This window comes from Nosocomiicoccus sp. HMSC059G07 (assembly GCF_001815515.1).
In the GTDB taxonomy this organism is placed as follows: Bacteria; Bacillota; Bacilli; order Staphylococcales; family Salinicoccaceae; genus Nosocomiicoccus; species Nosocomiicoccus ampullae_A.
The window spans coordinates 1-26192 of the sequence record NZ_KV820782.1 but is presented as its reverse complement, the minus strand read 5'-3'; the positions used below and the strand labels follow the sequence as shown (position 1 = coordinate 26192).

Genomic DNA, 26192 nt, shown 5'->3' with positions numbered 1-26192 from the left:
CCATACTTACAACCACATTTACAGATAAAACATGAGGAAAATAGGCGATATATTTGAATCTACTCAGAAATATTTAATCTTCTTTTATTCATTAATCGCATACTATTCAGAGTAACGATTAAAGTCGCTCCGATATCAGAGAATATCGCAATCCATAAAGTTAACCATCCTGGAATCACGAGTAGTAATGCAATTAGTTTAATCCCTAATGAAAATGTAATATTTTGTTTTATAATTGTTAACGTCTTTTTGCTTAAACGAATGATGTAATGTCGATAAAATGATTCAGTGGACCATTCTTTTTACCGATATCTAGACTGTTTTTTAAACCAGCAGTGACGTATCGCTTCGCTTTTCTAAACGCGTCTTCTAAACTATTCCCTTTTGCAATCTCTGCCGTGATAACTGCAGAAAACGTACTGCCACTTCCACGCTTATTTTTTGTCTGAACGATTGCTTCAGTGAGTTTTAACGACGTCGTCTTCGTATATAAATAATCACACGCTTCACCAGTCATATTACTATCGTTAATAATTACTGCTTTTACACCGATTTCTCTTAAAAAGATTTTCGCTGCTGTTTCGATATCTTTTTCAGTCTCAATATCAATACCTGTTAACGATTTTGCTTCGTTGATGTTCGGTGTCACGACTGCAGCATGATGAAGTAATTGTTGTTTTAACACACTCGTCGTCTCTTCTGAAATAATACGCTGTCCTTCGCGTGTAAAAATGTACGGATCGACGACGAATGGTATATGATACTGTTTGACGTATTTCGTGAGCATTTCAATCATCGGTATGCTCGTGATCATTCCGGATTTCATTGCAAATGGAATTGTGTCATCAAATATACTTTTAAGCTGCTCTTCTAAAAAATCATCTGGTATTTCTAATACATCTTTAATACCACTCGAGTTTTGTGCCGTTAAACTTGTAATTGCAGACATTCCGTATACACCTAAATTTTGAAACGCCTTTAAATCTGCATTCACGCCAGACCCTCCTGTTGGATCATAGCTCGACACAGTGAGCACAATTGGTAATGTCATTGTAGCTCCTCCTTTACTTTACAAAATATTGTTTAATCACTGTCTCTAATACGACAGGTAACTCTTTAAACGCACTCGGCTTTAATAATCTCTCTGTAACTTTATGCGCATCTTTACCGATTGGACCGCAGTTTAATACCGGTGCTGATATTTCTTTAATATCTTCAAAAGGTATCATATACGTCTTATTAAACGTCGGAGTGTTTAAGCTAAATACTCTATCACTTTCATAGCTCGTCGCGTATTTCACATAACTTAAGTCACAAATACCGTTAAAGAAATGTACTTGTTCAACGTTACGATTCAATAGTTTACTCGTTTCTTTTATCGTTTCGACGATATTTTGAACGAGTGTATCTTCTGAACTGTTAGTTGCTGGATAATAAGGCGGAGTGAAAAACGTGACGACTGTTGGTCCTAAATGACGCAGTAACATCATAATTTTGTCGATTGCTTCGATACATTGTAAATGATCGTCTTGATTGTTTGAAATACTTTCTAGTAGTTCACTGACTTTATCTTCCCCAAATTTATCGATTGCTTGTTGAAGTAACTCTTCATACGTACAGACGTTTACATTTACTTTTTCTTCTTTATAAATACCATCGTCAAACGTTTGAATAACTTCATTTACCTCATCCACCGACTCTTTGACAATCGTGTTGAACGTATTAAATATCTCACTCGCATTTTGTTTAAATATAAATAAATTATATAAACTGACCGTTCTAAACGGCGTTTGAACGTCGTAGTGCGCCTTTAAATCACGCATCATCAACGAAACAGGTAACGGTGTTTCTTCACCCTCATAGCGCTCTATAAACGATTTGTTGTATTCCATATTTTTATTGATGAAGCTCATTATGTAATTCGAGCTTAAACCGTTCATCGCGTTACCGACGTGCGTTTCTTTACCGTAAACGTACACTGCAGGCATTAACTTTCCAATCGTTCCAGTATATACGTAGTGCGTATTGTTACCAGGTGCTTGTTGGAATGTCGGTTCACTATTTAAGTGAAGTACGATATTTAAATCTTTTTCTTTTCTTATTTCATTGATTTTTTTAACTGCTGCTAACATTCCTTTAGATCCTACTTCTTCATCAGGCACTGTAACGAGTAATAAGTTTACGTCCCAGTTTTCAAGCGCTGCTTTTTCGATTAAAGACATATGGAGCATAAGACCTGGTTTCATATCCATACTACCACGACCAAAATAATAGTGTCCTGTTTTAATATCAGATACGGCATCATCATTTAAGTACGTATGATCAGATTTAAAAATATCTGTTATTTTATCCATATTAAATGCATGTTGTTTATACTCTCCAAAGTCATCGATACCGACTGTGTCGAAGTGACTAATTAAAACGACTGTATCATTATTTTCATTACCAGCGTAATGTGCAAGGACAGCACGTCGGTCATCTTCAGTATGCGCAAAATATATGTGATCACTATGTGTATTAAAATAATCGAGTTTGAGTAATTCACTCTTTACTAAGTCTGGAAAACTTTTCTCTCCTGTTGAATGTGTGATTGAATCATGTTTAACGAGTGTTTTTAATAACTCTACACGGCTCTCTTCTGTTTGCCATAAACCGTTCATCGTTAAATTCCTCCATTACTTTGTTCTATATATAAGACTACAACTTTTTGACGTCTTTTGATAGCGTTTTTATTTAAAATAAAAAACCGATTAAGAATAATCTTAATCGGTCAAGTAATTATAAGTAAGCACCACATGTTGGCCAAGGTTGTGCACCACGTTGAGCGTATAACATTTGTGCACGCATCGTTTGTTCTTCAGCAGAAGCTTGTGATGCAACACCTGTTCCACCCATTGCTTGCCATGTACCAGCGTCAAATTGATATAGGCCGTGATATGTTCCTGATGCATCTACAATGTTTGGATTTCCACCAGATTCACACGCTGCAAGTCCTGCCCAGTTTAAACCATCGTTAGACGCTTGTTGAACTGGTGCTGATGCATGCGCGTTAGAATTGTCATATGTATCATCATATGTTTCTTCATATGTCTCTTCTTGTTCGTTGTTATAGTTTGTTTCATTCGTTTTAGTATCTTCATATGCTACTTCAACGCTTTTTTCTTCTTTTGCTTTGTCTTTAGCTTTCTTCTTAGCTTTTTTCTCAGCTTTTAATTCGCTTGCTTTTAGTTCTTCTTTAAGTGCAATTTCTTTTTCTACTTTTTTCTCAGCTGTAAATGATTGAACTGATGATTTATATTCTTGTGCGATTTCAGCAACTATTTCGTTTGATTTTGCAGTTGGTTCATCTGCCTTAGCATGCGTTGAAAGTCCCATACCACTCGCTAATATCGCAACTGATCCTAATGCAAAAATTGTACGTTTCATTATATATATGCCCCCAAAATATTGTCTCTTTTTTCAACTAGATACAATACTAACAAATTAAAGCATTTCATAGGTTACAGCTATATAAAGCTTTTACTTTATTTTTACAAAAACATTACAATCAGATGTCTATCATTAACGTTGTCAGATAACATAAAAAACGCCTTAAGATTTCTCTTACGCAGCGTAGAAATCTTAAGGCGAGTGAGTGTGTGTGAGTATGAAAAGAATCTTAAAAAATTTAGTTTACAGCTTTATCAGACAAGTTTGAGAGAATTAGTCCATTCATATTTGAACTAGAAATGTATGTGTCTCCTTTCTTAAACACAATATACAACCAAATATTATTTTCAACAAATCTCAATTTTTTAAATTTATAGAGTGATCCTCTGTAATTTTTAAATTTTAAGTCTTAATTTCGTACAGTTTTTTAAAATACGTCGTTTTTTCATCAAAGTTAGTATAAAAAAAGATCCAGCTTTACTCAGCTGGATCTCCGATTGCAAATGTAATTTCACATTGACATGCTACTTTGTCTCCGACTTTGGCAACAGCTTTACCTTTACCAATCGGCCCTTTAACACGTGTAATTTCTACTGTTAATTCTAAAGTATCTCCAGGTGTCACTTGGTGTTTAAAGCGACACTTATCGATACCTGCAAAAAATGCAAGTTTCCCTTTAAATTGTTCTTCTTGTAATAAAGCAACTGCACCAGTTTGTGCGAGTGCTTCTACGATTAACACTCCAGGCATCACTGCGTATTCAGGGAAGTGTCCTTGGAAGAATGGTTCGTTTCCAGACACTTGTTTAATACCGACACATTTTTCACCTGGGGTAATTTCAACGATACGATCGATTAATAAAAATGGTGGGCGATGCGGAATAATCGCTTTAATTTGGTCATAAGTTAACATATCTTTATCCTCTCATTAGATCTTTTATATGCTGCCACGTTTCAATTCTAAACACTTCAAACGGGTTCCCTAATATGCCATATCCAATCATTAGACCGATGACGACGAGTAAAATTGCGATGTATAAATAGAGTAGTATACGTACAATCATCGGAATTTTTCGATGTACAATTTTAGATGTCTCTTTCATAACTCACCTCTAAATTAAACGTGTTCGAGTTCAGCTTCTGTAACGCGCTCGATATCTGCCCCGAGAGCTTTTAATTTTTTATGAAAATCTACATATCCTCTGTCTAAATGACGAAGCTCTGTAACCGTCGTTTCTCCTTCAGCAACAAGTCCTGCTAATATAAGAGCAGCTGCTGCACGTAGATCTGTCGCTTTTACACGAGCACCATGAAGTTCTTTACCACCGTGGATTACAGCATGATTATCTTGCAGTGAAATATCTGCATTCATCGTATTAAATTCTCTGACGTGCATGAAGCGATTTTCAAAAATAGTTTCAGTAACGATACTCGTACCGTCAATCGTTAATAGTAATGCCATCATCTGACTTTGCATATCTGTCGGGAATCCGGGATGTGGTAATGTTTTAATGTCTGTTGGCTTTAACGGTTCCGATGCATTTACACGGACATTATCCCCATCTTCAATAATTTGAACACCAATTTCTTCTAATTTAGATACGACTGCACTTAAGTGCTCAATGACGATATTTTGAATTAAAATATCACTTCTCGTTATCGCTGCAGCAATCATAAATGTGCCTGCTTCAATACGGTCAGGAATGACTTGATGCTTTGTGCCGTATAACTGATCGACACCTGTAATTTTAATATGTCCAGTTCCTGCTCCAGTTACTTTACCACCCATACGGTTAATATAGTTTTGTAAATCGACAATCTCTGGTTCCATTGCAGCATTTTCAATATGAGTGACACCATCGGCAAGTGCTGCACCCATCATTAAGTTTTGTGTGGCACCGACACTTGGAAAATCTAGATGTATTTTAGCACCTTTAAGACGTCCATCTACTCTACCTTCAATGAAACCATCTAACGTTGTAAACGTGGCACCCATTTTTTCAAAACCTTTTAAATGTTGTTCAATTGGTCTACTACCAATTGCACAGCCGCCGGGCATCGCAACTTCACATTTACCGTAACGACCAAGTAGTGGTCCCATAACGAGCATAGAAGCTCTCATTTTGCTCACTAATTCATAAGGTGCTGATACCGATAAATCTGAACTTGCGTCTACGTATACTTTATCTCTTTCGATTTTAACATCTGCATTTAAAATACGAAGTAGTTCAACTAATGTTTTACAATCTGATAATTTTGGAACATTAGTAATTACCGATTCTCCTTCTGATGCTAAGAGAGACGCAGCTAAAATAGGCAGAACTGCGTTTTTAGCGCCTTCTATTTTTACACTTCCAGCGAGCTTTCGTCCACCCTTAACAATAATTCTATCCATATTCTCACTCCACATATTTCTCATTAATTTAATTCTATAGACTTCTATTTATAGTGTAAAGTATTTAGCTAAATAGTAGTTGTAGGTTTTGTGTTTCTACAAAAATATCAATGATAAAATTCGACATACTCGTCCCTAGAAGAATCGCGAGCAATATGTAAAACATTCTTATTTTAGCAGTATGACCTTTTTTAAAGATCATATCTACTTTTAAACAGTCTAAAATATAAAATGCAAAAATAGAACATGCGATATGTAATATAATTTTCATCAATGCGATTTGAGATAAAAACATTTAAAAACCCCTTAAAAAAAGTCTAAGGTTTCCCTTAGACTTTTTGTTTATTTAAATTGTGCAATATTCAAACGGTTAATTGCTCTTTGGAATGCAAGTTCTGCACGCACTTCATCGATTTCTTCTTCATGCGCACGTTTTAGAAGCTCTTCTGCTCTCTTACGTGCAGCTAGTGCACGATCAGTATCGATATCATCCGCGAATTCTGCAGCTTGAGTTAATACTGTAACTTTGTCGCCACGGATTTCTGCAAATCCATCAGTAATTGCTAAATATTCGAATTGACCATCGATTTTAGCTTTTACACTACCAATCTTTAAAGGTGTCACTGTTGGGACGTGACCTGCCATGACCCCAAGTTCACCTTGCGTTGATTCCAAGATGACAATTTCGCAGTTATCATCAGTAAAAACAGAACCGTTAGGAGTAACTACATCTAATGCAATTGTACTCATATAACTAACCTCCTGTTATTAAACTTCTGCACCCATCTCACGCGCTTTTTCAAGAACTTGTGTCATATCACCAACAAGTCTGAACGCGTCTTCTGGTACGTGGTCGTATTTACCTGCTAAGATTGCTTTGAAGTCTTCAACAGTTTGTTCAACTGGTACGTACGAACCTTTTTGACCTGTGAATTGTTCTGCAACGTGGAAGTTTTGACTTAAGAAGAACTGGATACGACGTGCACGTGCTACGACTTCCTTATCTTCTTCTGATAACTCATCCATACCTAAGATTGCAATGATGTCTTGTAATTCACTATATTTTTGTAAAGTTGCTTGAACTTCACGTGCAACGTTGTAGTGCTCTTCACCAACAACTGCTGGAGATAACGCACGTGACGTTGATGCAAGTGGGTCTACCGCTGGGTAAATACCCATCTCTGAAATTTTACGCTCTAAGTTTGTCGTCGCGTCTAAGTGTGCGAACGTTTGAGCTGGCGCTGGGTCAGTGTAGTCATCGGCCGGTACGAATACCGCTTGAATTGACGTTACTGATCCTTTGTTCGTTGATGTAATACGTTCTTGAAGCTGACCCATCTCAGTTGAAAGTGTCGGTTGGTAACCAACGGCAGATGGAATACGTCCAAGAAGTGCTGATACCTCTGAACCTGCTTGTGTGAAACGGAAGATGTTGTCGATGAATAGTAATACGTCTTGACCTTCCACATCACGGAAGTATTCAGCCATCGTTAATCCTGTTAATGCAACACGCATACGTGCACCAGGTGGCTCGTTCATTTGTCCGAATACCATCGCTGTTTTATCGATTACGCCTGAGTCAGACATTTCAAAGTATAAGTCGTTTCCTTCACGCGTACGCTCACCAACACCAGCGAATACCGAAATACCACCGTGCTCTTGAGCGATGTTATGAATTAATTCTTGGATTAATACAGTTTTACCTACTCCGGCACCACCGAATAACCCGATTTTACCACCTTTAGTGTAAGGTGCTAATAAGTCTACTACTTTAATACCAGTTTCTAAAATCTCTGTCGCTACTGACAGATCCTCAAATTCTGGAGCGTCTCGGTGAATTGGGTTTCTGAGTTCAGATTCAGGAATCTGACCTTTTAGGTCAATCGTTTCACCTAAAACGTTGAATACACGTCCTAAAGTGGCATTACCTACAGGTACTGAAATAGGTTGACCAGTGTTTACTACTTCCATACCACGCTGAATACCATCTGTAGAACTCATCGCAATTGTTCTTACTGTGTTGTCTCCACGGTGAAGCGCAACTTCTAAAGTAAGTGCAATTGAATCTTCTTCAGTTTCACCTTTATGATCTATTGTAAGTGCGTTCATTAACTCAGGTAATTGACCTTCTTCAAAACGCACATCTACAACAGGTCCCATAACTTGGACCACGTGTCCTAAAGCCATTTGAGTTCCTCCTATAAATTATTATTCTTGTGCTTGTGCACCACTTACAATTTCTGTGATTTCTTGTGTAATCGCTGCTTGTCTTAGTCTGTTGTAAGACAATGTTAACTCACCAATCAATTCGTTTGCGTTGTCCGTAGCAGCTTTCATCGCTGTCATACGAGCAGCATGCTCACTTGTTTTTGCTTCAAGTAAAGCACCGTAAATAATAGCTTCAGCGTATTGTGGTAATAATTCTTTTAAAATCGTTTCTTTATCTGGTTCGAATTCATAAGAAGCGAGATGAGTGTACTCATTTTTCGTTTCTATATCATCTTCTGACATTGGAAGTAACTGTCTTACAGTTACTTTTTGCTCGAGGATAGAGATGAATTCGTTATAGATAATATGAAGCTCATCGATTTCTTCATCTTCATATTGACGAATTGCTGCCGCCGCTATTTTTTTCACATCCGAAAATGATGGCTGATCTGGTAACCCTAGACGGTAGTCATCTATCTTATAGCCACGTAATCTAAGTACGTCGTATCCCATTTTACCGAGAACCATAAGTGAAATTTCGTCTTGGTTACCGTTATGGCGTTCATTGATTTCAGTTGTTATTGCTTTAATAACGTTTGCGTTGTATGGACCTGCTTTACCTGTATCACTTGAGATTACGATATAGCCAACACGCTTAACAGGACGTGCAGTTAGCATCGGGTGAACGTTGTTTCCACCTGCTCCAATTGCTTGGATTGTTTCTTCCATTCGGTCCATATACGGACGGAAGTTTTTAGTGTTTTGTTCTGAACGACCGAGTTTTGAGTTCGCGACCATGTTCATCGCACTCGTTAACTGACTCATCTTTTCAGTTGAGTTAATACGACCTTTTATCTCCCTTAATGAAGCCATGATTTCACCATCCTTTATATAAATAGTGTTATTTATTATTTACTGCTGTTAAATAACTTTTTGAATCCGTTAATTGCTGCATCGAATGCTTCGTGATCTGGAAGCTCTGATGTTTCACGGATACCGTTTAATAATTCTTTGTTGTTTGCACTTAGCCACTCTAAGAATTCACTTTCGAATCTTGTAATATCTTGTACTGCAACATCATCTAAATAACCGTTTACTAATGCGTAGAGAATTACTACTTGCTCTTCGACAGGTAGTGGTTGGTTTTCACCTTGCTTAAGTACTTCAACTGTACGTTTACCACGCTCTAATTTAGCAGCTGTTGCTTTATCTAAATCAGAACCGAACTGAGCGAATGCTTCTAACTCACGGTAAGCAGCTAAGTCTAAACGAAGTGTACCCGCAACTTTCTTCATCGCTTTAATTTGTGCTGAACCACCTACACGAGATACTGAAAGCCCCGCGTTGATCGCTGGACGCACACCAGAGAAGAATAAGTCAGACTGTAAGAAAATCTGACCGTCTGTAATCGAGATTACGTTTGTCGGTACGAATGCAGAGATGTCTCCTGCTTGCGTTTCAACGAATGGTAACGCAGTGATCGAACCGCCACCTAAATCGTCATTTAATTTCGCTGCACGCTCAAGTAAACGACTGTGTAGGTAGAATACGTCCCCTGGGAAGGCTTCACGGCCTGGTGGACGACGTAATAGTAATGACATTTCACGATAAGCCTGTGCTTGTTTTGTTAAGTCATCGTATACGATTAATACGTGTTTTCCGTTGAACATGAACTCCTCACCCATAGATACACCCGCGTATGGCGCGATGTATAATAATGGAGCTGGGTCAGATGCACCTGCACTTACTACGATTGTGTAGTCTAATGCACCGTGCTTACGGAATGTTTCAACAGTAGAACGTACTGTAGATTCTTTTTGACCGATTGCTACGTAGATACAAATCATATCTTCGTTTTTTTGGTTTAAAATCGTGTCGATTGCAAGTGTCGTTTTACCAGTTTGACGGTCACCGATAATTAACTCACGTTGACCACGTCCGATTGGTACTAAAGCGTCAATCGCTTTAATTCCTGTTTGTAATGGTTCGAATACTGATTTACGATCCATAACTCCTGTAGCTGGACTTTCTACAGGACGAGTTTTTGTTGTACTAATTGGACCTTTACCGTCGATTGGTTGTCCAAGTGGGTTTACAACACGACCGATAAGTTCTTCACCTACTGGTACTTCCATGATTTTCCCAGTACGTTTAACTTCGTCGCCTTCTTTAATATCATAATATGGTCCAAGAATAACGATACCAACTTCGTCTTCTTCAAGGTTTTGAGCTAATCCTAACACACCGTTAGAGAACTCAAGTAACTCTCCTGCCATCGCATCGTTTAAACCATGAGCAACTGCGATACCGTCACCGACTTCAGTAACTGTACCGACATCTGAGACTTCCATGTCAGCTTCATAGTTTTCTATTTGACTTCTGAGAAGAGCACTAATTTCTTCAGCCTTGATTGCCATAGAAATTTCACTCCTTAAATATTTTTCGTTGTTTTAAAACGGTCTTTAATTTTTCTTAATTGAAGTACAACTGATTCATCGTATACTTTAGAACCAATGAGTACTCTAAATCCACCGATTAAAGATTCGTTTATTTTGTTTTCAATCAGCAATTTGTCATAACCTGTTTTCGCTTTGAAGATTTCTTCAATTTTAGCTACTTGTTCATCTTCTAATTCGTAAACAGATTCCACGATAACTTTCGCCTGATTGTAATGTTCATTGTACAGATGTGTAAATTCTTCGTGAATACGTGACACAATTGAAAATTGTTTCTTCTCAGTGAGTACGAGTAACATATTAAATACATACTCATTCGTTCCTTTGAAGCTGTCACGAATCGTCGTTAATTTTGTTTCTTTAGATATTTTCGGGTTGATTAAAAACTCGTTAATATCATCAACTGTTGAAACCACTTTAGATACTTCGTTTAAATCTAAGCGTGCTTCTTCAAGTTGGTCATGTTTAATTACTACGTCAAACAGGGCATTTGCATACTGTTTAGCTAAACTCATTATCTATCCCCTGCTTCCTGTAGGTACTTGTCAATGAGATCTTTTTGATCTTGTGGAGACAATTCTTTTTCAATCACTTTTTGAGCAATTAAAACAGATAATTCAGCGACTTGGTCGTTGATTTCACGTACTGCTTTTTCTTTTTCTTGCTCAATATCTTTTTGTGCATCAGACATAAGTCTTTTCGCATTTATTGTTGCTTCGTCAATAATTGACTGCTGTTGTACTTTCGCTTCTTCACGAGATTTTTCAAACATTTCACTAACTTCAGCTTGAGTTTGAGATAAAATTTCCTCGTTCTTTTTACGAAGCGCTTCTGCTTCTCGTTTTGCAATTTCAGCGCTCTCGATGTCGTCGTGAATTAACTTTTCACGGTCGTCCATTACTTTTTTAACTGGTTCCCATACGAAATATGAAAGAGCAAAAAGTAGTACTAAGAAGCTCCCGAGTAAAACGAGACCTGTACCAAAAGCCGTTGGGATTGACGACGGTGCAGCGCCTAATATTAATAGTTCCACTATGTACACTCCTTTCAAGAAAGTTCACAATACTTAAGGTTACAAAAGAAACGGCGAAATCTAGACAGACTTCGCCTCTAATTATCTATAGTGCGAACATTAATAAGAATGCAATTACAATCGCGATAATTGGAGTCGCCTCAACTACCCCAACACCGATGAACATGATTGTCATTAATGAACTACGAGATTCTGGTTGACGCGCAACACCTTCAACTGTTTTTGAAACAACTAAACCAATTCCTAACGCACCGCCAAGTCCTGCAAGACCAGCTGCGATACCTGCTGCTAATAAAGCCATAAAAAACTTCCTCCTAAATTATGTTTGTTTATTTTTTTATTTTTTATATTAATGGTCATCTTGCATTTTATGTGCGAGATATACCATTGATAACATGATGAAAATAAATGCTTGTAAAGCACCTATAAATGTTTTAAATCCTTGCCATACCATCATCGGTACGATACCACCAACGAATCCTAAAACTCCACCAGTCGTTACGAGACCAAGTAGTAATGTTAATAGGATTTCTCCGGCGTAAATGTTCCCGTATAAACGTAAACCAAGTGTTAAGTTATACGTAAATTCCTCAAGAATTTTAATTGGTACTAAGAACCAAACTGGACGTGCGTAGTCTTTAGCGTATTCTTTGATACCTTTCATCTTCACACCATAGTAGTGTGTTAAGACAATCATAAGACCTGCAAGTGTTAACGTAACAGTTGGATCTGCTGTTGGTGATTTCCACCAAAGGTTATTCTCAGGCGAAACAAAGGTAAATGGTATACCGATAAAGTTTGCCATGAAAATAAATGAAATTAATGTAAGCGCAAAGAAGTGAAAGCGTGCACCTTCACGCCAAGCAATGTTACTTGAAATAATGCCCTTAACAAAGTTCATTAGCCATTCAACAAAGAGTTGAGGTTTACCTGTTGGCTTAATCGCTAAGTTTCTTGTAAGGAAAAACATTAAGAAAAACACGACTAAACACGTGACAACAATCATAAAGCATGTTGCTAAATCAAAAACGATTGGAATGCCACCGATGTTCACTTCATAAGTCGGAGTTCCGTGATCCATTTCTTCACCTCTTTCATTTTCTAAAATGTCTTACTGCATTCACAAATATAATTACGTAAGTCGACATTAAACCGACAGTAATCGCAATAATATTTAATTCAGCCTGAAATTTATACCAGATAATGCACGCTAATAACACGAGTATTACACGCGTAACAGTTCCTGTTGTAGTCATTCGTTGCTGACTGTGCAATGCTTTATAGTAGTTGGAATACCAACTTAATGCCATAAATACAGAGATAATTGTTCCAACGACTAAACTTTGGACAATTATTCGATCAAAAAAGAATAATGACAAGAACTCTATAACAAAGATGATAATAAAAGCCTTCGCAAAAAAGTTCATAAATCCTTTAAAAAGTGTCATTTTACATTTTCCTCAAGTGTGATTTAGGCATATATGTATTGTTTGCACACTTATAAAGTGTACCTATTACATGCCTAAGTGTCAACGCATTTATTGTTATTTTAATAACATATTATGAGTTCATAAAATCTAATGGTTTTTCTAATATAAAACCATAATAATGTGAAATAATATCGACGATTCGATGACTCGCTTGTCCATCACCATATGGATTTTTTAACTGAGTCATTTCATCATAAATTTCTCGGTTATTTAGTAATCTATTTGTTTCAGTGACGATTTTCTCAAAATCTGTCCCAACAATTTTAAGCACACCACTCTCTACACCCTCTGGGCGTTCTGTGACATCTCTTAAAACGAGTACAGGTTTATTTAGCGATGGTGCTTCTTCTTGTATGCCGCCAGAATCTGTGAGAATAATTTCACTTGCCGCAGCAAAGTTATGAAAATCCATTACATCTAACGGTTCAATTAACTCGATACGGTCGTGTGTTAAATATCGTTGTGCAAGTTCGCGTATTTTCGGATTTTTATGAACAGGGTATACAATCACAACGTCGCGGTGTGTATCAGCAATATGTTTCATCGCTTTAAATATTTGAATCATCGGCTCACCTAAGTTTTCTCTACGATGTGCTGTAAGTAGAATTACTCTCTTATCTTTATATTGAGATAATAATTTACTGTTATAATTTGGATCTACCGTTGTATTTAAAGCATCTATCACTGTATTACCCGTCACAAAAATTGTACTTTCATCGACTTGTTCTTTAAGTAAATTATCTTTTGCACGTAAAGTCGGTGCAAAATGCAAATCCGCCAAACGCGTCGTCAATTGTCGATTTAACTCTTCAGGGTACGGCGCAAATTTATTATACGTACGTAAACCTGCTTCGACATGACCGATACTTACTTTCTGATAAAAAGCTGCCAGTGCAGCAGAAAACGTCGTCGTCGTATCACCGTGGACGAGAACCATATCAGGAGTTTCTTTTTGTATAATCGACTCCATCTCTTTTAATACTTGACTTGTAATGTGAGAGAGCGTCTGTTCTGCTCTCATCACATTTAAGTCATAGTCTGGAGTAATGTTAAATGCATTGAGTACTTGATCTAACATTTCGCGGTGTTGTGCGGTTACGACAACAACCGGTTCTAGATGCTTTGACTCTTTTAATGCATTCACAAGTGGAGCCATTTTAATCGCTTCTGGTCGAGTACCAAAAACGACCATAATTCGCTTTTTCATACGATTACCCCTTATTATTTCGTTCCGAATAGACGGTCTCCTGCGTCTCCAAGTCCTGGAACGATATAACTATTTTCATCGAGTGAGTCATCTAATGCACCGATGTAAATATCCACATCTGGATGTGCTTCTTCTAAAGCTTTTACACCTTCAGGTGCCGCAATTAAACAGATGAATGTCAGTTTAGTTGCACCACGTTTTTTAATCGCAGTAATTGCTTCAACAGCACTTGCACCTGTAGCGAGCATCGGGTCAATGACTAAAATATCTCTTTCCTCAATATCACTTGGAAACTTTGCATAGTATTCCACCGCTTCAAGCGTTTCTGGGTCACGGTATAAACCGATATGGCCAACGCGCGCAGATGGAATAAGCTTATGGATTCCTTCAGTCATTCCTAAACCAGCACGTAAAATTGGTATGAGACAAATCTTTTTCCCGCTTAAACGTTTTGCTGTAGTCGGACCGATTGGCGTTTCAACAGTAACGTCTTCCAGAGATAATTCTCTCGTTACCTCATATGCCATAAGCATTCCGACTTCGTCGACGAGTTCTCTAAACTCTTTTGTCGACGTGTGTTTGTCTCGGATATATCCGAGTTTATGCTGAATTAATGGATGATCCATTACGCGTACTTTTGTCATAGTCTCTCTCCCTATTTGTGGTCATATAACGGATATTTACTAGTTAACTGAACGACTCTGTCGTGAATTCCGTCTAAGCTTTCTCCGTTCTTTTCTTTTGTTAATGTTTCAATGATAATGTCTGCAACTTCTTCCATTTCCGCTTCTTTAAATCCGCGTGTTGTCATCGCAGGTGTTCCCATACGTAAACCACTCGTTACAAATGGTGATTCTGTTTCGAATGGGATAGTATTTTTATTTGTTGTAATACCAACTTTATCTAACGCTTCTTCTGCTTGTTTACCAGTTAAGCCGAATACTTTTGTATCTACTAACACTAAGTGGTTTTCAGTACGTCCTGAAACGATTCTTAAACCGTTCTCTTGTAATTTTTCTGCAAGTACTTTTGCGTTTTTAATCACTTGCTCTTGGTATGCTTTAAATTCAGGTTGTAATGCTTCTTTAAATGCAACAGCTTTTGCTGCAATTACGTGCATTAACGGTCCACCTTGAATACCAGGGAAGATGTTTGAATCGATCTTTCTCGCATGTTCTTTTTTAGTTAAAATAATTCCACCACGTGGTCCACGTAATGTTTTATGTGTTGTTGAAGTTACAAAGTCTGCGTACTCAACTGGGTTTGGATGTAGACCAGCTGCAACTAAACCAGCAATGTGAGCCATGTCTACCATTAAGTACGCACCGACTTCATCTGCGATTTCTCTGAACTTTTTAAAGTCGATTTGTAACGCGTATGCACTACCACCAGCGATGATAAGTTTAGGTTGTTCTTTAATCGCAATTTCACGTAACTCATCGTAGTCAATTGCTTCATCTTCTTTAGATACACCGTAACTTACGATGTTAAATAATTTACCACTAAAGTTTACCGGTGCACCGTGCGTTAAGTGACCACCGTCAGATAAGTTCATACCTAAAATCGTATCTCCAGGGTTTAACACCGAGAAGTACACTGCCATGTTCGCTTGTGATCCAGAGTGTGGTTGTACGTTTGCGTGTTCTGCACCGAAGATTTCTTTTAGACGTTCACGTGCTAGATCTTCAGCAACGTCTACGTACTCACATCCTCCGTAGTAACGTTTGCCTGGGTAACCTTCAGCGTATTTGTTCGTTAACACGCTTCCTTGAGCTTCTAATACCGCTTCTGATACAAAGTTTTCTGATGCGATTAGCTCAATATTTTCATTTTGACGGTCGAATTCCTTTTGAATCGCTTCGTATAGTGCTTCATCTGATTGTTTAATGTAAGACATGTTTGATAACTCTCCTTAATATATAAATTTTATTAATTCATTTAGTTATAATGCGCGCGTTCCCCGCCGATTAATTTCGGACGAGATTTCGCAATTGTAAGTTGTGCTTCTCCGAGCGTTTTCGTATTCACTCGAACAGGAACTTGTACGTGTTTAATATGCATACCAATTAGTGTTTGCCCGATATCGATGCCTAAATCGACATCGACGTGCTCGACTACGACACTATCCTTTAAATGATTAAACGCATATTCACTTAAACTTCCACCTGCACTTCTGTCAGGAACGACAGTTACAATTTGTGATTGTAAATGATTTCTTTCGACTGCTTTTTTAGTAGTAGTCAGTGCACGGTTAATATGTTCACACCCTTGGAAAAACACATCCATATCATATCGTTCAACGATGGGTTCGAATGCTTTGAAAATCACTTCCGCAACTTCCATCGAACTATGTTTACCGATATGTTCTCCTTGTACTTCAGATGTTGAACATCCGATGACGAGTGAGGCATTTGAAAAGAAAAAATCAGCGTCTTCTAACTCTTGAATGATCGTTGTAAGCTCACTGTTCAATTTTTTCAATTCTACGCTCATGTCTACCACCTTCAAATTCAGTTTCTAACCAAATATCAACGATATCTAACGCTAATCCAGTTCCGATTACACGTTCACCCATACATAAAATATTTGAATTGTTGTGCTCTCGTGTAGCGTGTGCAGAAAACGTGTCGTGAACGAGTGCTGCCCGAATACCTTTATGTTTATTCGCTGCGATATTCATTCCAATACCTGTTCCACATACTAAAATACCGCGGTCGTATTCGCTATTTTGAACAGCTTCAGCAACCGGTTTTGCATAATCTGGGTAATCGACAGAATCTGTATCGAATGGCCCAACGTCTTTAACGTCGATTCCTTTATCTTCTAAATGCTGTATGATGGCTGATTTTAAGTTGAATCCACCGTGGTCTGAACCGATAATCACTTTCATTGAAATCATCTCCTAAATATTATTATACATTCTTAAAATGCAGTTTCAAAATCATTCGTTATTACCAGTTTATTTTATCGATATAATGTTTCATCTGATGAAACACACGTGTGTAATCATCCATATTACCGCCAAATGGATCGAGGACGTCTCCACTTTCACCTACATACTCACTTAAAAGATGAACATCCGCATCCTCATTTAACATTTTTACTTGTATATAATGAATTTTTGTCATGACGAGTAGCGTATTGTCGAGCGTGTCCTCATGAGTCAACTGCTCTGGTAGCGTAGAAGGCGAATAATTTTCTCTTTGTATAATCTCCTCACTATACGGACTGACTTGATTGGACGTAACAAATAAACCTCTCGACTCAACTTCTCTGTCCGTCACTGTTTTAGCGTAACTTTCTGCAAGTGGACTTCGGCACGTATTACCTGTACATACAAATATAATCATGCAATCACCCTTTAATAATAGTACTGCCTGTCGCTTTATAAATACGGTTCATCAGCGCTTCAGTTTCACTATTTTGCTTAAATCCGTATATATAGATGATTTCAACATCCGACGCGTCCATATGTCTAAGTGCGGCATATAAATTCTTAGCCGCTTCACGGTAACTTCCTTCGTCTCTGCAAAGACTCGTAAACTGCATGTCTTTGTCGATGTATTGGCGGACAGTTTCTGGCGCGATGACTCCAACTTTATTCTTTTTTATACCTTCAGGTACACGAAGTCTCGTGTTCGAGTTAATGCCGCCTTCAACGACACTCATCGGCTGACGTGGTGCGTAGTGTTTGTACTTCATGCCAGGAGAAATCGGTCGTTCCATCGTATCTTTATGTTCTAAAATCTCTTCTTTTAATACGTCTTGTAACTCTTCGATTGATATGTGTCCTGGACGTGCGACTTTATATGGAAACTGTGTGCAGTCTAACACTGTACTTTCTAGTCCAATCTCAGATTTTTCAGATACGACTACACCAAATATTCTACCGTTTAAGTCGTGAATCACGTGTTCTGCATCTGTCGGAGATGGTTTGCCGCTTAAATTCGCACTCGGTGCAGCGATAGGTATATTTGTGTACTCTAAAATCTTTCGTGCAACTGGATGAGACGGCATTCTTACTGCAACACTATCCATTTCAGCGACTGTATTTGAAGCGATGACCCCATCTTTTAAAGGTAAGATAAAAGAAATCGGTCCAGGCCAAAACGTATCCATGAGTTTTTTTACTTTATCATCGATATAAGACGTGAACGATTCAACTTGCTCGTAGCTATGTACATGGACGATTAATGGATTATCTCCAGGCCGGTTTTTCGCTTGGAAAATTTTAATAATCGCTTCTGGATCTTTTGCATTTGCACCGAGACCATATACTGTTTCTGTTGGAATAGCGATGATTTCTCCGTATTCAAATGCTAGTTTGATTTCGTCCAACTTTTCAATCGTTTCCTCTGTAAGTGGTGCGTTAACGTCTTCAGATGTGATTTCCCATACTTTTGTATTCATTACTTCACCCACTCTATATATAAAATGCGGTCATTACCATTTATATCTTGAATAACTTCGCGCTTAGCGTTCGGCCAATATGTGTCAACAAGCGCAAGCACGTCCTTTTTTTCTTTCCAACCAATTTCAAAAAAAGCTTTCCCACCGTCATTTAAGATTTCGTCTAACGACTCTATCATTTTACGATAAAAATACAGACCCTGTTCTTCAGCGAAGAGCGCGAGCTTTGGTTCATATTTCTTTACAGATAATGACATATCTTCAAGTTCGTCTTCACTAATGTACGGTGGATTTGATACGAGTATGTCGACTTTAATCCCCTGTTCGATGAACGGTTCAAATAGATCACCGTTTAAAATTTTAACGTCGGCTTCAAGATTTTCTTTATTCTTCTTCGCGACTTCTAAAGCATCTTTAGAAATGTCAGATATGTATACGTCTAATTCAGGACGTTCTAATTTGAGTGTAATACCAATTGCTCCGGTACCCGTCCCAATGTCCGCAACGACGCCTGAGTCGGTGTTTTTCAATACGTGCATGACGAGCTCTTCTGTTTCATTTCTTGGGATTAACGTATCGTTGTTCACGTAAAAATTTCTACCGTAAAAATATTGTATGTTCGTAATATATTGAACAGGTTCATCGTTTAACAGTCGTTGTACACCGTTCATATATCGCTTGTAATCATCATCCGTCATTTCATTATGACCGTTTAAAATTAGACTGAGCGTATCCATTGAAAATAAATCGTCTAATAATATGTCTGCAGCGCGCGTTTCTTTACGTGCTGCAGACAATAATTTTTTCGCTTCTTTTAGAGCAATATTAAAACTCGGCATTGTTTAACTCTTCTAATCGAGATTTTTGGTCTTCAATCATGAGTGAGTCTAGTACTTCATCTAAGTTACCATCGATAATTTGATCGAGTTTATTAATCGTTAAACCGATACGGTGATCTGTCACACGGTTTTGCGGATAGTTATACGTACGAATACGTTCTGAACGGTCACCAGTACCAACTGCGAGTTTACGCTTTTCACTGTATTCATCTTGTGCTTCTTGTTGCATCATGTCGTAAATTCTAGAGCGCATAACTTTCATTGCGCTTTCTCTGTTTTTGATTTGTGATTTTTCATCTTGTGACGTTACGACTAAACCTGTCGGTAAGTGCGTAATACGTACGGCAGAGTCTGTCGTGTTAACGTGCTGACCACCTGCACCACTTGAGCGGTACGTATCGATTTTTAAGTCTTCGTTACGAATTTCTACTTCAACTTCTTCAACTTCTGGTAAAACCGCAACTGTTGCTGTTGACGTATGAATACGACCACCTGATTCTGTTTCAGGGACACGCTGAACACGGTGTGCGCCGTTTTCAAATTTTAGTTTTGAATACGCACCGTGACCGTTAATTACGAAGCTAATTTCTTTAAACCCACCTTGGTCAGAAGCACTTTTATCGACGACATCGATTTTCCAACCTTGCGTTTCTGCATAGCGTGAATACATACGGAATAAATCTCCAGCAAAAATTTGTGCTTCGTCTCCACCTGCTGCCCCGCGAATTTCCATAACAACGTTTTTGTCGTCGTTCGGGTCTTTTGGAATGAGTAAAAACTTAAGTTTTTCTTCAAGCTCAGGAAGTAACGCTTCAGATTCTTTGATTTCTTCTTTTAGTAATTCATTCATTTCCGGGTCGTCTGACTCTTCTAACATTTCTTTAGACTCGGCAATCGTTTCTTTATGTGATTTATATTCTCTATACACTTCTACTTTTTCTGATAAATCACTTTGCTCTTTTGAATACTCTCTTAACTTATCCGGATTACTAGTTACATCTGGATCACTGAGCAGTTCATTGAGTTGTTCGTATCTATCTTCTAATATATCGAGTTGATCAAACATATCCTTCGTCCTTTTCTTCTAGATTCTTGTTAATTATATCATAAATTATGTACGTTACCTTGTTATTTACGGTACAAAAAAAGCTACACAGAACGTATCTGTGTAGCTCTTATATCGATTACTCTTCGTTGTTTTGAGATTTGAAACCAAATTTCTTGTTGAAGCGCTCTACGCGTCCGTCCGCAGCTGCGAAACGTTGACGTCCAGTGTAGAATGGGTGACAGTTAGAGCACACTTCTACTTTAATGTCTTCTTCTAAAGTTGAGCCTGTTTCAAATTCAGTACCACATGAACCACAGATAACATTTACTCTGTGATATGCTGGATGAATATCTTGTTTCATAAAACACATCTCCTTTGCCCTGAACCATCTGGAACAGAGTTATTTCGGGTTTTCCCTTTTCTAATACTTAAAATATTATACACGGATGGTTTCAAAAAATCAACACTACAATTTACATAAACGGTTTTCCAGTTCTGCTAGATTCAATCATCTTTTTACGTAGTACTTCAAAGAAGTCTTCGTTTGATTTCGTTTCTTTAATCGTCTTAATAAAACGCTCTGTAAAGTCATGCTTATCTGTAAATAAGTTTCTAAGTTGCCATAAAACTTCAAGCTCTTTTTGTTCTAATAATAAGTCTTCACGGCGCGTGCTTGAACGTTTAATATCAATCGCCGGATAAATTCTACGTTCTGCTAAATTACGATCTAAGTGTAACTCCATGTTACCTGTACCTTTAAACTCTTCGTAGATCATATCATCCATTCTTGAACCCGTATCAACAAGTGCGGTTGCTAATATCGTTAAACTTCCACCCGCTTCAATATTTCTCGCTGCACCAAAAAATGCTTTTGGTTTAAATAGTGACGCAGGGTCTAGTCCACCAGATAACGTACGCCCTGAAGGCGGCACGACTAAGTTATACGCACGTGCAAGTCGCGTAATAGAGTCCATTAATACGATTACGTCCTCGCCCATTTCAACGAGACGCTTACAACGCTCAAGTAATAGTTCTGCAACTTTAACGTGATGTTGTGGATGCTCGTCAAACGTCGAGTACACGACTTCAGCTTCTTCTACAGAGCGCTCGATATCCGTAACCTCTTCTGGACGTTCACCAATTAAGAGAATAAAAAGCTTTGCATCTGGAGAATTTTTAGTAATCGCAGTAGCAATTTCTTTTAACATCGATGTTTTACCTGCTTTAGGTGGCGCGACGATTAAACCACGCTGTCCATATCCAATCGGCGTAATTAAATCCATAATTCTCGTCGAATAATCTTTTGAATTCGTTTCTAACGTAATTTTTGTATCAGGATAAAGTGGAGTTAACGCTTGGAAGTGAGGACGCTTTTTAATTTCTTCAGCGTTATTATCGTTTACGAAGTCGACTTGTAGTAATCCGTAATAATTTTCTTTGTCTTTTGGTTTTCTAACTTTACCAGTAACTTTGTCACCTTTTTTTAATTCGAAGCGACGAATTTGTGACGCAGAGATATAAATATCTTTTTCACCTTTAGAATAGTTCACCGTTCTTAAAAAGCCGTAACCGTCTGGTTGGATATCATCTAAAATACCTTCCATGTAATAGTTACCATCTTGTTCCATCTCAGCTTCTAATATTGCTAAAACAAGTTCTTTTTTGTTTAATTTACTATAGTTTTGAACGTTTAAACTTTTCGCTCTCGCTGTTAAATCTTTCGTCGTATTATTTTTATATAACGCGTCAAACGTTTCATATTTCATGCCTTCATGTACTTTTTCAGTTTCTTCTGACATATGTTACACTCTCTTCTATTTAAAAATTCACTGTTGCCTATTAAGTCAGTCATTATTATACAGTAACATTCTCATAAATTAAAACGAATAAAAAAGTCTAAGATAAAATATCCTAGACTTTAAAAATATAACGATTAATTATCTTCAACGACCATTTTAGGTTTTTTCTTCATTGAGTGTTTACCTTCGATGAAACGAACTGTTCCTGATTTAGCGCGCATGACAAGGCTAGACGTATTTACGTAGTCCCCTTTAAACTGCACACCTTTCATTAACTCACCATCTGTCACTGCCGTTGCAGCGAAGATTGCGTCGTCTCCTTTTACTAAGTCTTCTAATAGAAGCTTCTCTTTTGGATCGACACCCATCGATTTACAACGTGCTTCTTCTTCAGCGTCTTTAGGCATGAGACGTCCTTGGAAGTCTCCGCCAAGTGCTTTGATACCAACTGCTGCAATTACACCTTCTGGTGCACCACCTGAACCGAATAAAATATCGACACCAGTGTAGTCAAAGCAAGTATTAATTGCTGCTGCAACGTCTCCGTTTTCAACGAATTTTATACGCGCACCTAATTCACGCACTTCATCGATAATGTGTTGGTTACGATCTCTTTTAAGTAATGTAACTGTTACTTCTTCGATTGATTTATTTTTTGCTTTTGCGACTGCTTTAACGTTTTCTGTTACTGACGCATCTAAATCGACGTGACCTTTTGCTTCAGGACCGACTGCGATTTTGTCCATGTACATGTCTGGTGCGTGCAGTAAATTACCGCGGTCTGCGATTGCAATAACTGTTAATGCATTCCAGCCACCTTCAGCAACGATTGTCGTACCTTCGAGAGGGTCTACTGCGATATCAATATCTGGACCTTCTTTTGTTCCTAACTCTTCACCAATATATAACATCGGTGCTTCGTCCATTTCGCCTTCTCCAATCACAACAGTTCCGTTCATTGGGATCGTATCAAATACGTGGCGCATGGCTGTCGTTGCAGCGTCATCCGCTTCGTTTTTTAACCCTTTACCGACCCATTTTGCACTTTCAAGTGCTGCGGCTTCTGTGACTCTTACTAATTCCATTGATAAACTACGTTCCATCTATAGTTTCCCCCTCGGTTTTTATCATAGATAATTATAACACACCATTATAAACAGTTTAAAATAAAATAGAGAGTAATTTTACTCTCTATTTATCAATTCAATATGTGCACCTAGTTGCTGTAATTTTTTGATAATATTTGAATACCCGCGCATGATATGGTGAACATTATGAATTCTCGTCGTCCCCTCTGCCAATAGACCAGCAACGACTAAGCAAAATCCTGCACGTAAATCCGATGCATATACGTCTGCACCATTTAATTTTGAAGGATGAATAAAGACAGAACCGCCTCTATTTTCAACGTGCGCATTCATACGGCGTAGTTCGTCGATATGTCTAAAACGTGCTGGATAAATGGTTTCAGTAATTTTACTCGTATCTTCAGCTAAAAATAATAATGGTGTAATCGGTTGTTGTAAATCTGTCGCAAATCCTGGATATGCTTGAGTTTTAATTTCTATAGCTTTATATGCTTTAGGACGTCTCACGATGACGTCGTCATCGTCTATTTCAAGTTCAACACCCGCTTCTTCTAGTTTAGAAAACAACGCGTCTAAATGTTCTGGAATCACGTTTCTAACTTTCACTTCATCTCCAATTGTGGCAGCGAGTGAAATATATGATCCTGCTTCGATTCGGTCCGGGATAATCGTATGCGCCGCACCATTTAAATGCCCAACACCTTCGATACGAATCGTCTCTGTGCCAGCTCCGCGAATGTTTGCGCCCATTTTATTTAACAGTGTTGCCACATCGATAATCTCTGGTTCTCTCGCAACGTTTTCTAAAACTGTACGCCCTTTTGCCATCGTCGCTGCGAGCATTACGTTAATCGTCGCTCCGACACTCACGATATCAAAGAAAATTTTTGTACCGACGAGTTCTTCTGCTTCGATGTGCAGTGCACCGTGCTCATTTTTAACTGTCGCTCCGAGTGCTTCAAACCCTTTGATATGTTGATCGATTGGTCTCGGGCCTAAATGGCATCCTCCTGGTTGACCAATGACTACTTTTTTAAAGCGTCCAAGCATCGCGCCCATCATATAGTATGATGCACGTAATAATTCTACTTTTTCATCTGCTAGTGGAACGTTAACAGCATCTTCCGCATCGACTGTAAGTGTATGATTTGATAACTTCGTTTTTATATTTAAATCTTCTAGTATACTTACTAACGTTTTCACGTCAGAAATATCCGGCAGTCCTTTTAACGTCACTTCACCGCTACTCGCCATTAATGTAGCTGGAATGAGTGCGACGGCACTGTTTTTAGCACCGCTCACATACACTTCACCAGAAAGTGTGTGACCCCCGTTTATTTGAATGACTTGTTCCATGTCTTCCACTCCTGTGTGTCTTCGGTTTACTGGTTATTCCAGTCTTGTAAAAATTGCTCGATTCCTTTATCTGTTAAAGGATGATCCGTTAACTTTTTAAGCACTTTAAATGGAATCGTTGCGATGTCCGCACCTCTTAATGCAGCACCGTGTACATGTCCTTCGTTACGAATCGAAGCGGCGATAATCTCTGTGTTAATATCGTGGATGAAAAAGATATCATGAATATCTTCAATTAGCTGTAATCCGTCTAAACCGATGTCGTCTAAACGACCGATAAACGGTGACACATACGTCGCACCAGCACGCGCTGCTGTTAACGCTTGTACCGTATTGAAAATTAACGTCACGTTCGTTTTGATGCCTTCTTCAGATAACACTTTTACAGCTTTCATACCTTCAGCACACATCGGAATTTTAACGACGATATGTTTATGTAGTTTAGCAAGTTCGCGACCTTCTTCGATCATACCTTCAGCTTCTAGTGAAATAACTTCACCGCTCACAGGCCCATCGACAAGTTCACAAATCTCAACTAAACGATCGTGAAACGATATATCTTTTTCTTTAGCGACAAGTGATGGATTTGTCGTTACACCACTTAATACGCCCCATTTATATATTTCTTCTATTTCATTCATATTCGCTGTATCAATAAAATATTTCATCTCTTTTATGTTCCCCTTTTCACATATATACTGTCATTATAAATAAGTATTTCTCTCTCTTCAACGAATACATCATGATACGATATATTAAACGATATAACTAAAGGAGTTACTATGGATAAAATACTACATACACAAATGACAAATGTGTTTAACACGATAGAAAATCAAGAAGAAGAAATAGAAATCGCTGCACGATTACTCGCTCAAGCAACGATGTCTGAAGGGAACATATTATTAAAGACATTTAACGAAGCCACATTTTTTGAAGATTATTTTTTACACAATGACGAACGTATCCCATCGATTCAACCGTTCCATTCCATCGAAGATATCACAACACCAGACCGTCTATTAATCATCACAAAAGAATATACAGAAGAAGTAAAAGCATTCGTCGATCAACTCGACGACGAGTTTATCGACTACGTCTTAGTTTCAAATACAAATAAAGATAATAAAGCGGAACTCGAAGAAAAGCATCACTTCATCGATTTATCTTCGAAGCGAAAACTCGTACCGATGCCGGACTTTGATCGTGTGTTAAACCCATATGGCACGGCGTTTTTATTCATCTATTATCATTTATATATTCTCATCGAAGAAATGACGAATCCGAAGTATGAATAAGTTCGTCGCATTGTGCTTTTAAGGAACTATTTCACGCAAATTGCTTTTGTGTTAAAAGATGAAAAACTATTTCACGCAAATCACTTTTGTGTTAAAGCACGCTCTCTTAATTTAACGATTAGAGCATTTGCGTTAAC

Annotated in this window: 31 protein-coding genes and 1 pseudogene; 1 reads left to right on the top strand and 31 read right to left on the bottom strand. The window is 38.0% G+C overall.

The annotated features are described in order from the left end of the window. Nucleotides 1-59 precede the first annotated feature (59 nt). From HMPREF3029_RS09040 to fsa, 31 genes and pseudogenes are all read right to left on the bottom strand, one after another. A pseudogene (locus tag HMPREF3029_RS09040) lies at nucleotides 60-269 on the bottom strand (hypothetical protein); the annotation flags it as partial. Then, nucleotides 254-1051 (bottom strand): bifunctional hydroxymethylpyrimidine kinase/phosphomethylpyrimidine kinase, encoded by a 798-nt coding sequence (gene thiD / locus HMPREF3029_RS00650; RefSeq protein WP_070623750.1) that lies wholly within the window; start codon nucleotides 1049-1051, stop codon nucleotides 254-256. The gene thiD and the pseudogene HMPREF3029_RS09040, both read right to left, overlap by 16 nt. A 13-nt stretch (nucleotides 1052-1064) precedes the next feature. Continuing rightward, nucleotides 1065-2660, bottom strand: a complete 1596-nt coding sequence (locus tag HMPREF3029_RS00645; protein ID WP_070457027.1) for a M20/M25/M40 family metallo-hydrolase — start codon at nucleotides 2658-2660, stop codon at nucleotides 1065-1067. Nucleotides 2661-2778: 118 nt separating this feature from the next. Continuing rightward, nucleotides 2779-3426, bottom strand: a complete 648-nt coding sequence (locus tag HMPREF3029_RS09690; protein ID WP_070709213.1) for a transglycosylase family protein — start codon at nucleotides 3424-3426, stop codon at nucleotides 2779-2781. Between the two features lie 480 nt (nucleotides 3427-3906). After that, complete coding sequence (fabZ, locus tag HMPREF3029_RS00635) at nucleotides 3907-4341, bottom strand: 3-hydroxyacyl-ACP dehydratase FabZ (protein WP_040928290.1); 435 nt, start codon at nucleotides 4339-4341, stop codon at nucleotides 3907-3909. A gap of 4 nt (nucleotides 4342-4345) precedes the next feature. Continuing rightward, a complete protein-coding gene (locus HMPREF3029_RS00630; RefSeq protein ID WP_040928291.1) occupies nucleotides 4346-4531 on the bottom strand; it encodes a DNA-directed RNA polymerase subunit beta in 186 nt (61 codons plus the stop codon). Nucleotides 4532-4545: 14 nt separating this feature from the next. Beyond that, complete coding sequence (murA, locus tag HMPREF3029_RS00625; protein WP_070623375.1) at nucleotides 4546-5823, bottom strand: UDP-N-acetylglucosamine 1-carboxyvinyltransferase; 1278 nt, start codon at nucleotides 5821-5823, stop codon at nucleotides 4546-4548. A 64-nt stretch (nucleotides 5824-5887) separates the two neighbouring features. Next, nucleotides 5888-6118: a DUF1146 domain-containing protein gene (locus tag HMPREF3029_RS00620; protein WP_068128547.1), complete on the bottom strand. Its 231-nt coding sequence runs from the start codon at nucleotides 6116-6118 to the stop codon at nucleotides 5888-5890. 47 nt (nucleotides 6119-6165) lie between these two features. Next, nucleotides 6166-6573, bottom strand: a complete 408-nt coding sequence (locus HMPREF3029_RS00615) for a F0F1 ATP synthase subunit epsilon (RefSeq protein WP_068128549.1) — start codon at nucleotides 6571-6573, stop codon at nucleotides 6166-6168. 18 nt (nucleotides 6574-6591) lie between these two features. Continuing rightward, complete coding sequence (gene atpD / locus HMPREF3029_RS00610) at nucleotides 6592-8010, bottom strand: F0F1 ATP synthase subunit beta (protein WP_068128550.1); 1419 nt, start codon at nucleotides 8008-8010, stop codon at nucleotides 6592-6594. Between the two features lie 21 nt (nucleotides 8011-8031). Next, the gene (gene atpG / locus HMPREF3029_RS00605) at nucleotides 8032-8904 is read right to left on the bottom strand and encodes an ATP synthase F1 subunit gamma (RefSeq protein WP_070457035.1); all 873 of its coding nucleotides are present in this window, start codon (nucleotides 8902-8904) and stop codon (nucleotides 8032-8034) included. A 35-nt stretch (nucleotides 8905-8939) separates the two neighbouring features. Continuing rightward, the gene (gene atpA / locus HMPREF3029_RS00600; RefSeq protein ID WP_068128552.1) at nucleotides 8940-10448 is read right to left on the bottom strand and encodes a F0F1 ATP synthase subunit alpha; all 1509 of its coding nucleotides are present in this window, start codon (nucleotides 10446-10448) and stop codon (nucleotides 8940-8942) included. A 14-nt stretch (nucleotides 10449-10462) separates the two neighbouring features. Further along, complete coding sequence (gene atpH, locus HMPREF3029_RS00595; protein WP_068128554.1) at nucleotides 10463-11002, bottom strand: ATP synthase F1 subunit delta; 540 nt, start codon at nucleotides 11000-11002, stop codon at nucleotides 10463-10465. After that, the gene (locus HMPREF3029_RS00590) at nucleotides 11002-11520 is read right to left on the bottom strand and encodes a F0F1 ATP synthase subunit B (RefSeq protein WP_052327239.1); all 519 of its coding nucleotides are present in this window, start codon (nucleotides 11518-11520) and stop codon (nucleotides 11002-11004) included. Before HMPREF3029_RS00590 ends, atpH begins: the two co-directional genes overlap by 1 nt. Before the next feature lie 85 nt (nucleotides 11521-11605). Continuing rightward, complete coding sequence (gene atpE / locus HMPREF3029_RS00585) at nucleotides 11606-11821, bottom strand: F0F1 ATP synthase subunit C (RefSeq protein ID WP_040928299.1); 216 nt, start codon at nucleotides 11819-11821, stop codon at nucleotides 11606-11608. Nucleotides 11822-11869: 48 nt separating this feature from the next. Next, nucleotides 11870-12601: a F0F1 ATP synthase subunit A gene (gene atpB, locus HMPREF3029_RS00580; RefSeq protein ID WP_040928300.1), complete on the bottom strand. Its 732-nt coding sequence runs from the start codon at nucleotides 12599-12601 to the stop codon at nucleotides 11870-11872. Between the two features lie 13 nt (nucleotides 12602-12614). Continuing rightward, nucleotides 12615-12968 carry an ATP synthase subunit I gene (locus HMPREF3029_RS00575; RefSeq protein WP_070623369.1) on the bottom strand — a complete coding sequence of 118 codons (354 nt, stop codon included), beginning with the start codon at nucleotides 12966-12968 and terminating at the stop codon, nucleotides 12615-12617. Nucleotides 12969-13080: 112 nt separating this feature from the next. After that, complete coding sequence (gene wecB, locus HMPREF3029_RS00570; RefSeq protein ID WP_070709211.1) at nucleotides 13081-14217, bottom strand: non-hydrolyzing UDP-N-acetylglucosamine 2-epimerase; 1137 nt, start codon at nucleotides 14215-14217, stop codon at nucleotides 13081-13083. 14 nt (nucleotides 14218-14231) lie between these two features. Continuing rightward, entirely contained in the window at nucleotides 14232-14861 is a 630-nt protein-coding gene (upp, locus tag HMPREF3029_RS00565; RefSeq protein ID WP_070709209.1) for a uracil phosphoribosyltransferase, read from the bottom strand. A gap of 11 nt (nucleotides 14862-14872) precedes the next feature. Next, nucleotides 14873-16114, bottom strand: a complete 1242-nt coding sequence (glyA, locus tag HMPREF3029_RS00560) for a serine hydroxymethyltransferase (protein ID WP_040928304.1) — start codon at nucleotides 16112-16114, stop codon at nucleotides 14873-14875. A 41-nt stretch (nucleotides 16115-16155) separates the two neighbouring features. Continuing rightward, nucleotides 16156-16710, bottom strand: coding sequence for a TIGR01440 family protein (locus tag HMPREF3029_RS00555; RefSeq protein ID WP_070709207.1), 555 nt, complete (start codon nucleotides 16708-16710; stop codon nucleotides 16156-16158). Then, the gene (gene rpiB, locus HMPREF3029_RS00550) at nucleotides 16679-17107 is read right to left on the bottom strand and encodes a ribose 5-phosphate isomerase B (RefSeq protein ID WP_070709205.1); all 429 of its coding nucleotides are present in this window, start codon (nucleotides 17105-17107) and stop codon (nucleotides 16679-16681) included. The genes HMPREF3029_RS00555 and rpiB overlap by 32 nt, the downstream gene beginning before the upstream one ends. Before the next feature lie 61 nt (nucleotides 17108-17168). Beyond that, nucleotides 17169-17567: an arsenate reductase/protein-tyrosine-phosphatase family protein gene (locus HMPREF3029_RS00545; protein WP_070709203.1), complete on the bottom strand. Its 399-nt coding sequence runs from the start codon at nucleotides 17565-17567 to the stop codon at nucleotides 17169-17171. 4 nt (nucleotides 17568-17571) lie between these two features. After that, nucleotides 17572-18627 carry an L-threonylcarbamoyladenylate synthase gene (locus HMPREF3029_RS00540; RefSeq protein ID WP_070709201.1) on the bottom strand — a complete coding sequence of 352 codons (1056 nt, stop codon included), beginning with the start codon at nucleotides 18625-18627 and terminating at the stop codon, nucleotides 17572-17574. Then, nucleotides 18627-19466, bottom strand: coding sequence for a peptide chain release factor N(5)-glutamine methyltransferase (gene prmC / locus HMPREF3029_RS00535; protein ID WP_070709199.1), 840 nt, complete (start codon nucleotides 19464-19466; stop codon nucleotides 18627-18629). The genes HMPREF3029_RS00540 and prmC overlap by 1 nt, the downstream gene beginning before the upstream one ends. Continuing rightward, complete coding sequence (gene prfA / locus HMPREF3029_RS00530) at nucleotides 19453-20532, bottom strand: peptide chain release factor 1 (protein ID WP_068128570.1); 1080 nt, start codon at nucleotides 20530-20532, stop codon at nucleotides 19453-19455. The genes prmC and prfA overlap by 14 nt, the downstream gene beginning before the upstream one ends. A 118-nt stretch (nucleotides 20533-20650) precedes the next feature. Then, entirely contained in the window at nucleotides 20651-20875 is a 225-nt protein-coding gene (rpmE, locus tag HMPREF3029_RS00525; RefSeq protein ID WP_040928311.1) for a 50S ribosomal protein L31, read from the bottom strand. Nucleotides 20876-20987: 112 nt separating this feature from the next. Next, the gene (gene rho, locus HMPREF3029_RS00520) at nucleotides 20988-22280 is read right to left on the bottom strand and encodes a transcription termination factor Rho (protein ID WP_068128769.1); all 1293 of its coding nucleotides are present in this window, start codon (nucleotides 22278-22280) and stop codon (nucleotides 20988-20990) included. Nucleotides 22281-22447: 167 nt separating this feature from the next. Further along, entirely contained in the window at nucleotides 22448-23416 is a 969-nt protein-coding gene (gene glpX, locus HMPREF3029_RS00515) for a class II fructose-bisphosphatase (protein ID WP_040928312.1), read from the bottom strand. An 81-nt stretch (nucleotides 23417-23497) separates the two neighbouring features. Beyond that, nucleotides 23498-24757 (bottom strand): UDP-N-acetylglucosamine 1-carboxyvinyltransferase, encoded by a 1260-nt coding sequence (locus tag HMPREF3029_RS00510; protein ID WP_070457047.1) that lies wholly within the window; start codon nucleotides 24755-24757, stop codon nucleotides 23498-23500. A gap of 26 nt (nucleotides 24758-24783) precedes the next feature. Further along, nucleotides 24784-25425 (bottom strand): fructose-6-phosphate aldolase, encoded by a 642-nt coding sequence (gene fsa, locus HMPREF3029_RS00505; RefSeq protein ID WP_068128575.1) that lies wholly within the window; start codon nucleotides 25423-25425, stop codon nucleotides 24784-24786. 114 nt (nucleotides 25426-25539) lie between these two features. Between fsa and HMPREF3029_RS00500 the strand changes: the two genes are divergently transcribed. Continuing rightward, nucleotides 25540-26055 carry a DUF2529 family protein gene (locus HMPREF3029_RS00500; RefSeq protein ID WP_070457048.1) on the top strand — a complete coding sequence of 172 codons (516 nt, stop codon included), beginning with the start codon at nucleotides 25540-25542 and terminating at the stop codon, nucleotides 26053-26055. The last annotated feature ends 137 nt before the right edge of the window (nucleotides 26056-26192 follow it).

Coding starts and splice junctions, on each gene's coding strand:
- thiD (WP_070623750.1), bottom strand. CDS start 1,051: ATGACATTACCAATTGTGCTCACTGTGTCGAGCTATGATCCAACAGGA.
- HMPREF3029_RS00645 (WP_070457027.1), bottom strand. CDS start 2,660: ATGAACGGTTTATGGCAAACAGAAGAGAGCCGTGTAGAGTTATTAAAA.
- HMPREF3029_RS09690 (WP_070709213.1), bottom strand. CDS start 3,426: ATGAAACGTACAATTTTTGCATTAGGATCAGTTGCGATATTAGCGAGT.
- fabZ (WP_040928290.1), bottom strand. CDS start 4,341: ATGTTAACTTATGACCAAATTAAAGCGATTATTCCGCATCGCCCACCA.
- HMPREF3029_RS00630 (WP_040928291.1), bottom strand. CDS start 4,531: ATGAAAGAGACATCTAAAATTGTACATCGAAAAATTCCGATGATTGTA.
- murA (WP_070623375.1), bottom strand. CDS start 5,823: ATGGATAGAATTATTGTTAAGGGTGGACGAAAGCTCGCTGGAAGTGTA.
- HMPREF3029_RS00620 (WP_068128547.1), bottom strand. CDS start 6,118: ATGTTTTTATCTCAAATCGCATTGATGAAAATTATATTACATATCGCA.
- HMPREF3029_RS00615 (WP_068128549.1), bottom strand. CDS start 6,573: ATGAGTACAATTGCATTAGATGTAGTTACTCCTAACGGTTCTGTTTTT.
- atpD (WP_068128550.1), bottom strand. CDS start 8,010: ATGGCTTTAGGACACGTGGTCCAAGTTATGGGACCTGTTGTAGATGTG.
- atpG (WP_070457035.1), bottom strand. CDS start 8,904: ATGGCTTCATTAAGGGAGATAAAAGGTCGTATTAACTCAACTGAAAAG.
- atpA (WP_068128552.1), bottom strand. CDS start 10,448: ATGGCAATCAAGGCTGAAGAAATTAGTGCTCTTCTCAGAAGTCAAATA.
- atpH (WP_068128554.1), bottom strand. CDS start 11,002: ATGAGTTTAGCTAAACAGTATGCAAATGCCCTGTTTGACGTAGTAATT.
- atpE (WP_040928299.1), bottom strand. CDS start 11,821: ATGGCTTTATTAGCAGCAGGTATCGCAGCTGGTCTTGCAGGACTTGGC.
- atpB (WP_040928300.1), bottom strand. CDS start 12,601: ATGGATCACGGAACTCCGACTTATGAAGTGAACATCGGTGGCATTCCA.
- HMPREF3029_RS00575 (WP_070623369.1), bottom strand. CDS start 12,968: ATGACACTTTTTAAAGGATTTATGAACTTTTTTGCGAAGGCTTTTATT.
- wecB (WP_070709211.1), bottom strand. CDS start 14,217: ATGAAAAAGCGAATTATGGTCGTTTTTGGTACTCGACCAGAAGCGATT.
- upp (WP_070709209.1), bottom strand. CDS start 14,861: ATGACAAAAGTACGCGTAATGGATCATCCATTAATTCAGCATAAACTC.
- glyA (WP_040928304.1), bottom strand. CDS start 16,114: ATGTCTTACATTAAACAATCAGATGAAGCACTATACGAAGCGATTCAA.
- HMPREF3029_RS00555 (WP_070709207.1), bottom strand. CDS start 16,710: ATGAGCGTAGAATTGAAAAAATTGAACAGTGAGCTTACAACGATCATT.
- rpiB (WP_070709205.1), bottom strand. CDS start 17,107: ATGAAAGTGATTATCGGTTCAGACCACGGTGGATTCAACTTAAAATCA.
- HMPREF3029_RS00545 (WP_070709203.1), bottom strand. CDS start 17,567: ATGATTATATTTGTATGTACAGGTAATACGTGCCGAAGTCCACTTGCA.
- HMPREF3029_RS00540 (WP_070709201.1), bottom strand. CDS start 18,627: ATGAATACAAAAGTATGGGAAATCACATCTGAAGACGTTAACGCACCA.
- prmC (WP_070709199.1), bottom strand. CDS start 19,466: ATGCCGAGTTTTAATATTGCTCTAAAAGAAGCGAAAAAATTATTGTCT.
- prfA (WP_068128570.1), bottom strand. CDS start 20,532: ATGTTTGATCAACTCGATATATTAGAAGATAGATACGAACAACTCAAT.
- rpmE (WP_040928311.1), bottom strand. CDS start 20,875: ATGAAACAAGATATTCATCCAGCATATCACAGAGTAAATGTTATCTGT.
- rho (WP_068128769.1), bottom strand. CDS start 22,280: ATGAAATATGAAACGTTTGACGCGTTATATAAAAATAATACGACGAAA.
- glpX (WP_040928312.1), bottom strand. CDS start 23,416: ATGGAACGTAGTTTATCAATGGAATTAGTAAGAGTCACAGAAGCCGCA.
- HMPREF3029_RS00510 (WP_070457047.1), bottom strand. CDS start 24,757: ATGGAACAAGTCATTCAAATAAACGGGGGTCACACACTTTCTGGTGAA.
- fsa (WP_068128575.1), bottom strand. CDS start 25,425: ATGAAATATTTTATTGATACAGCGAATATGAATGAAATAGAAGAAATA.
- HMPREF3029_RS00500 (WP_070457048.1), top strand. CDS start 25,540: ATGGATAAAATACTACATACACAAATGACAAATGTGTTTAACACGATA.